7 protein-coding genes and 1 pseudogene are annotated in these 6,000 nt (G+C 46.5%); 5 read left to right on the top strand and 3 right to left on the bottom strand.

Going from position 1 to position 6,000, the window contains the following annotated elements:
- The first annotated feature begins 59 nt into the window (after positions 1-59).
- From RN22_RS19595 to RN22_RS19610, 4 genes are all read left to right on the top strand, one after another.
- Entirely contained in the window at positions 60-407 is a 348-nt protein-coding gene (locus RN22_RS19595) for a metalloregulator ArsR/SmtB family transcription factor (RefSeq protein WP_197076323.1), read from the top strand.
- Between the two features lie 81 nt (positions 408-488).
- On the top strand, positions 489-1,514 hold the full coding sequence (gene arsB / locus RN22_RS19600; RefSeq protein ID WP_046306961.1) for an ACR3 family arsenite efflux transporter: 1,026 nt from the start codon (positions 489-491) through the stop codon (positions 1,512-1,514).
- Positions 1,515-1,644: 130 nt separating this feature from the next.
- Complete coding sequence (locus RN22_RS19605; RefSeq protein WP_046306963.1) at positions 1,645-2,580, top strand: CorA family divalent cation transporter; 936 nt, start codon at positions 1,645-1,647, stop codon at positions 2,578-2,580.
- 229 nt (positions 2,581-2,809) lie between these two features.
- Positions 2,810-4,399 (top strand): diguanylate cyclase, encoded by a 1,590-nt coding sequence (locus RN22_RS19610; protein ID WP_046306964.1) that lies wholly within the window; start codon positions 2,810-2,812, stop codon positions 4,397-4,399.
- Positions 4,400-4,454: 55 nt separating this feature from the next.
- Here the strand turns inward: RN22_RS19610 and RN22_RS25485 are convergent.
- Positions 4,455-4,571: pseudogene (locus tag RN22_RS25485) on the bottom strand (damage-inducible protein DinB); the annotation flags it as partial.
- A 77-nt stretch (positions 4,572-4,648) separates the two neighbouring features.
- A complete protein-coding gene (locus RN22_RS19615; protein ID WP_046306986.1) occupies positions 4,649-5,074 on the bottom strand; it encodes a hypothetical protein in 426 nt (141 codons plus the stop codon).
- Positions 5,075-5,338: 264 nt separating this feature from the next.
- On the opposite strand from RN22_RS19615, the gene RN22_RS19620 reads away from it, so the two are divergent.
- Positions 5,339-5,665: a gamma-glutamylcyclotransferase family protein gene (locus RN22_RS19620; protein ID WP_046306968.1), complete on the top strand. Its 327-nt coding sequence runs from the start codon at positions 5,339-5,341 to the stop codon at positions 5,663-5,665.
- 64 nt (positions 5,666-5,729) lie between these two features.
- Here RN22_RS19620 and RN22_RS19625 read toward each other — a convergent pair whose 3' ends face one another.
- Complete coding sequence (locus tag RN22_RS19625) at positions 5,730-5,981, bottom strand: thiamine-binding protein (RefSeq protein WP_082111442.1); 252 nt, start codon at positions 5,979-5,981, stop codon at positions 5,730-5,732.
- Between the last annotated feature and the right edge of the window lie 19 nt (positions 5,982-6,000).

Below are 6,000 nucleotides of genomic sequence, written 5' to 3' on the forward strand. Positions count from 1 at the left end.
TTACATATGAAAAAACATATATACAGTGTGCAGGGTGAACAACGACCTGGTGAATATGAATGATCTCTCCCGTTAATTTCTACAAATGCTTAGCTGATGAAACCCGTCTGAAAACCCTTATGTTGCTGCAACAGGAAGGGGAGCTTTGTGTGTGTGAGTTGATGGAAGCGCTCGAAGAAAGCCAGCCAAAAGTATCCCGTCATCTTGCTCAATTGCGTAAATGCCAACTGCTGACCGATCGCCGTCAGGGCCAGTGGGTGTTCTACAGCATTTCCAGTGCATTGCCGGCGTGGGCGAAAGAGGTGCTTGCCGTGACGACCGATTTTAATCCGGTCTTCCTGCAAGAATGTATGACCCGCCTATGCAAAATGGGCGATCGCCCAGAGCGCGTTTCTACCTGCTGTTAAGAGTAGAGAGCCAGGATGATGGTGTTTTTATGGCTCAATATATATGAATTTTCATATATTAAACTGACTTAGGACTGAATGATGGGGATGTTTGAACGCTACCTTTCCGTGTGGGTAGCAGTGTGTATTGGTGCGGGTGTACTGCTTGGAAATCTTGTTCCTTCTGCTTTTGAAGTGGTGGCCAATCTGGAATTTGCGCACGTTAATCTGGTGGTTGCGGTACTGATTTGGGTGATGATCTTCCCGATGATGGTTCAGGTCGATTTCTCTGCCATAAAAGACGTGGGCAAAAAGCCAAAAGGCCTGGCTCTGACGCTGGTAATCAACTGGTTAGTGAAGCCTTTCACCATGGCAGCGTTGGGCTGGTTGTTTTTCAAAGGCATCTTTGCAGATTGGGTTGATCCACAAAGTGCAAGCGAATACATCGCGGGCATGATTCTTCTTGGTGTGGCGCCTTGTACCGCCATGGTTTTTGTATGGAGCCAACTCACCAAAGGAGATGCCAATTACACTTTGGTTCAGGTGTCAGTGAATGACCTCATTATGGTGTTTGCTTTCGCCCCTATCACGGCATTCTTGCTGGGTGTGACAGATATTCAGGTGCCTTGGGAAACCTTGATTCTCTCCGTTGCCTTGTATGTTGTTCTTCCGCTGGTCGCAGGTGCTTGGGCTCGTAAACACTTACTCGCGAAAGGTGAGGAAAAACTGCAAAGCTTCCTGACGGCTGTAAAGCCTTGGTCGATTGTGGGACTTCTTGGCACTGTTGTGTTGCTGTTTGGTTTTCAGGCGAAGACCATCGTCAGCCAGCCTCAAACCATTTTGTTGATTGCAATACCTCTGCTTATTCAAACTTACGGCATCTTCGCGATTGCTTACGGTGCAGCCAAATGGCTCAAGCTTCCACATAACGTTGCAGCTCCTGCTGGGATGATTGGTACGTCTAACTTCTTTGAGCTGGCAGTCGCCGTCGCGATTTCGTTGTTTGGTTTGCATTCAGGTGCGGCATTGGCAACGGTTGTGGGCGTGCTGGTGGAAGTCCCCGTGATGCTATCTCTAGTGTGGTTTGCAAACAGAACCACCCACTGGTTTGAGCCAGCAAAGGGGTAACTAAGCCGAATCAGAAAGCCCTGCGATGCAGGGCTTTTTTACGCCCAAAAGTAATGGGTTCCGAAAAAGTGATTGCAGAAAGCAACGAATTGGATGATTAATAACTTGCTGACTTTGAGAGGGATATTTTATGAGTGGCTTTATCATCAGCAGTTGGAATTTTTCGGAAGGTAAAGCGAAGCCAAATGCGCTCAACGCTTCCCCAATTGCGGCAGATAACTGGTATCACTGCCAGCGCGATGCGATAGGTCTGCGTGATTGGTTGGAGGAAAATGCAATTCCAGAGGCCATTATCGATTCGCTACTCACCGACGATACTCGACCAAGATTCGAGCAATTTCACGATGAGTGCTTTTTGATGATTTTGCGTGGTATTAACCTCAACGAAGGGTCTGCACCGGATGACATGCTGAGTCTTCGAATTCTCTGGTTCAAAGGCGCCATTATTTCAACCCGAAAAGTCCCTACCGCTGCCGTATCTATTTTGATTGAGCGCTTGGAGAAAGGGATTGGCCCCCACACATTACCAAAGTTGCTGGTGGGCATCGCGAATGGGATTAACGGCATCATTTCCGATTTTCTCTCGCCAGTGGAAGACCGTATTGATGATCTGGAAGATGAAGATGCAGCAGACCTGAAAACCTTGAACGCGCTGAATTCAAGATTGTTACGTTTACGGCGTTATCTGAAACCTCAGCGTTACGTGTTCGAAGATTTGCTTCATGCAGATATGCCAGTGCTGAAAGGCCAAAAAAACCATTTTAAAAACTGCCTGGACACAATCGCCAGAATGAATGAATCAATCGAGTTCTATATCGATCAAATCAATCTTTATCAGGCAAATGTGAATCAGCAGCAAGCAGAGGTGATGAACAGGAATACCTACTTGTTTTCTGTCATCGCGGGTATTTTTCTCCCTGCAGGCTTTTTTACCGGTCTTCTTGGGGTCAACATTGGCGGGATTCCCGGCGTTGAAAACCCGATGGCGTTTCCCCTGTTCTGTGTTGCATTGCTCGTGGTAGTTGCATTGGAAGTGGTGATACTGAAGCGGCTGAGATTTATCTAAAAGAGCCTCTTTAGGGCAGGAAGTTAGCGCGTTGAGTTGTTGTTGGAGTGCTTCCGGAGTTGGCTTTGTAAAATCTACTATCCTCCTATCTCTTTTGGAACAAATGCGAGCTTGCAATCATGCATTCGTTTACATCACCTATGTGTGAGCTACTAATGTCTCATTGTTGATACGATTATCTACAGATGTACCACACTTAAAGTAAGGCAAGCTTTCAAACGAGTTGGCAATGGTCATCACAAGCAATATATCAAAGAGTGTAATCCTGATTTTGGGGATAGGCTTTTCGCTTCTTTTTTCATATTTGCTCTATCAGTCTGAGAAAGATGTGATTATGGCGGAGCTGCAGCAGGATGTGGAGAGGAGAGCAGCAGCATTTACACTGTCACTCTCAATGAAGTTTGAAGCCTTGCACACACTCACGGCCTTGTTACGCCAGAATCCGGACTTCAGTTACTCAGATTTTAGAAACGAGGCGAAGATAGTTTTGGATCGCCATCCTGACATACAGGCGCTGGAATGGATGCCCTTGGTTCAAAACAATCAAAGAGAAGAGTATGAACAGCGTCTGCAACATATTCACGCAGGATTCACTTTTGTTGAGCTTGACGATAACGGAAATGTTATCAAGGCGGCAGAACGTGATTTCTACTACCCCGTTTACTATATGGAACCTTACATCGGTAATGAAGTAGCCCACGGCTACGACATGTCTACCAGTGTCTCAAGACTGGTCTCAATTAACCGGGCGATTGACAGTGGTCGGGAAAGCGTCACTGAGCCACTCATGTTGGTACAGGAGAAAGAGAGTCAGAAAAGCTTTTTGATGTTTAATCCCGTTTATCGGGACAGCTTTGCTCCGTTCGCTAATCACCGGGAGTTCTTTCTTGGTGCTGTCTTAGGTGTATTCCGAATTGGCGATCTGTATATGACATCTGAGGCCGGGAACATCCCGCATGATATCAAAATCCTGCTGTATGACTTGACGGGAGAAGACAAAGCACTGTTGCATGCCAGAGTCCATGATGAAGATAAAGCATACAACGATGAAGCTGCCTATTCGGTTGATATCGATGCCTTATTTGAAAGGGACTGGCGGTTTGAAGTTGTTATCGCGGATGATTACATCGCACAGCGTATGAGTTCCCAGCCCTATATCATTTTGATGTTGGGTGTGTTGTTGGCAATTGCGTCAGTCGCCTATTTGGATTTGATATACAAATACATCTCTCTGATAAAGTGCAAAAACTGTGAGCTCCAAAATCTATCATTGCGAGATCCTCTCACCAATTTGTACAACCGCCGGCACTTTGATGATTCGTTAAGACTGGAATGGCGGCGGGCTACTCGTACGGGTTCAAACATTTCTATGTTGGTTGTCGACATCGACCATTTCAAACGTTTCAACGACAGCTTTGGCCATATGGCCGGTGATTTATGCTTAAAACGCGTGGCGGAAGCGCTCCGGAAATCAGTAGGTCGCTCACATGACAGCGTCTTCAGGTATGGTGGGGAGGAATTTGCCATTCTGTTGCCTGACACCACCGACCCAAAATCTGTAGCAGAGCGGTGTCGGGAAAACGTTGAAGCACTCGGTATTAAACACCCTGATTCGGTAGAGGATGTAGTCACCGTCAGTGTGGGCTGCGTTTCTATTCACCCAGAGAAAGGTGATGACTACAATGAACTGTTCCTCCAGGCAGATAGGGCGCTCTATGACGCCAAGAACGCCGGAAGGAACAGGATATGTGAGCATTTAAGTTCCAAAGTCAACTCGCAGGCTAGTGCTATAGATTTCTCACGCAGTGTAAGCCGCTAAATAGGAATACTGCTTGTAGGCTAAAGCCTAATCACCAGGTTTTGAGGCTTGTGAGCTAACCTTCCCTTCGTAAAGGATCTGATTGATGTAAGTATCGCGTAAAAGTGTCTTTTGGACGATCTAGATTATTTACAGCCAGTGTTCTGGACGCCATACCACGATGATTACTGCCTAGTCCAGCACATTCAAGTCACTCCTAACGACGATTCTGGGTGATCCAGGCTCAAGAAATTCGCAGAACACTTCAGCTTAAATTTTCACCACTTTCCAAGAGCCACGACAGGGTGCGTTTGATACCTTCCATTCGCCATCAATTTGACCGTTTAGCGCCGTCCCTTTGAAATCGTAACCCCAGCGCTCGTTATCGCTGTAGAGTTCAAGCTTTCCATCATCGGCAATCCAACCCTTCAGCAGAGTGTTGTTATACATCAAGCGAAGGGAGACTTTGCCTTCTTCAATGCTTCCGAGAATGCGGGTTTCGAGGCAGATGTTGTCGCCGCTGATATCAATACGTTTACCTTCCCACTGGCCGTCGAAGTTTGATGAGGCCTCAAAGGCAGGAGCTTCAGGCAGAGCTTGCGCATAATTAATGCGTTCTCTTTGTTCACGGTTTGCTTCTGAGTAGATGATAAAAGCCGTGAGGCCTATAGCAGCAGCGATGATTAGTTTCTTCATGGTCATGAGCCCGTTCTTAACACACTAAGTGGTTGTGGTGTGAGAGTAATGGGTAGATGTTAACGTTTGCTAGTGAAGACGCGGGGGATAGGGCATAAAAAGGCGAGTGATATCCAACTATATACTTGATTATTATTCATTTATTTGATGTTGGGACAGGATGTGACACCTTCCAGATATAAACTTCATTCCGTCTAAAATTCGATAAAATCCACCTACAATTCCGGTGCTAGGATAGCGAAAAAACCATTGGAGGAGTTGAAGATGGTTTCTCGTCTATTTGTCTATGGAACGCTGGCACCTGGGCGTCCGAACGAGCATGTATTAGCACTGGTTCCAGGCACGTGGGAGCCTGCATCGGTGAAAGGAAAGTTGCTACAGGAAGGCTGGGGGGCAGAGCATGGTTACCCTGGTATTGTGCTTGAAGAATCATCGGATAACGTGGAAGGGTTTATCTTCAATTCAGAAGCCTTACCTTCACACTGGAAACGCTTAGATGAGTTTGAAGGCGAGGGATACCAGCGAGTATTGACTCGAGCAGCCTGTGAAAATGGCAAGGTTGTTGAGGCTTATGTCTACGCCCTGAAATAGTATTTATTGGCTTTATCGAAACGAAAAAATCCACCCTCGGGTGGATTTTGTGTTTCTGGCTTTCTTACTTTTCCACAAACATATGGTTCGCTTCTGTCACGCCACGGTGATAGGTGCAGAAGGTATCTGTCGCAGCGTCTGTTTTGCTATGGATTTTGATATTGGTGATCACTTCTACCGCGCCTGCATCGTAGCAAGCCTGCTGCGCTTTTTTGACCACTTCCAGTAAGTAATCCAGCTCGCCTTTCATGGTGGTTTCCATTGCGCCGACCTTATATACCCAAACGACCTGAAGATGCTCGCATTCAGAGGTCATCAATGCGTTCAATTCGAGG

Source organism: Grimontia sp. AD028 (genome assembly GCF_000973155.1).
GTDB lineage: Bacteria > Pseudomonadota > Gammaproteobacteria > Enterobacterales > Vibrionaceae > Enterovibrio > Enterovibrio indicus.

Bases quoted from the DNA above. Each gene is read 5' to 3' on its own strand.
- RN22_RS19595 (WP_197076323.1), top strand. From the start codon at position 60: ATGATCTCTCCCGTTAATTTCTACAAATGCTTAGCTGATGAAACCCGT.
- arsB (WP_046306961.1), top strand. From the start codon at position 489: ATGGGGATGTTTGAACGCTACCTTTCCGTGTGGGTAGCAGTGTGTATT.
- RN22_RS19605 (WP_046306963.1), top strand. From the start codon at position 1,645: ATGAGTGGCTTTATCATCAGCAGTTGGAATTTTTCGGAAGGTAAAGCG.
- RN22_RS19610 (WP_046306964.1), top strand. From the start codon at position 2,810: ATGGTCATCACAAGCAATATATCAAAGAGTGTAATCCTGATTTTGGGG.
- RN22_RS19615 (WP_046306986.1), bottom strand. From the start codon at position 5,074: ATGAAGAAACTAATCATCGCTGCTGCTATAGGCCTCACGGCTTTTATC.
- RN22_RS19620 (WP_046306968.1), top strand. From the start codon at position 5,339: ATGGTTTCTCGTCTATTTGTCTATGGAACGCTGGCACCTGGGCGTCCG.
- RN22_RS19625 (WP_082111442.1), bottom strand. From the start codon at position 5,981: ATGACCTCTGAATGCGAGCATCTTCAGGTCGTTTGGGTATATAAGGTC.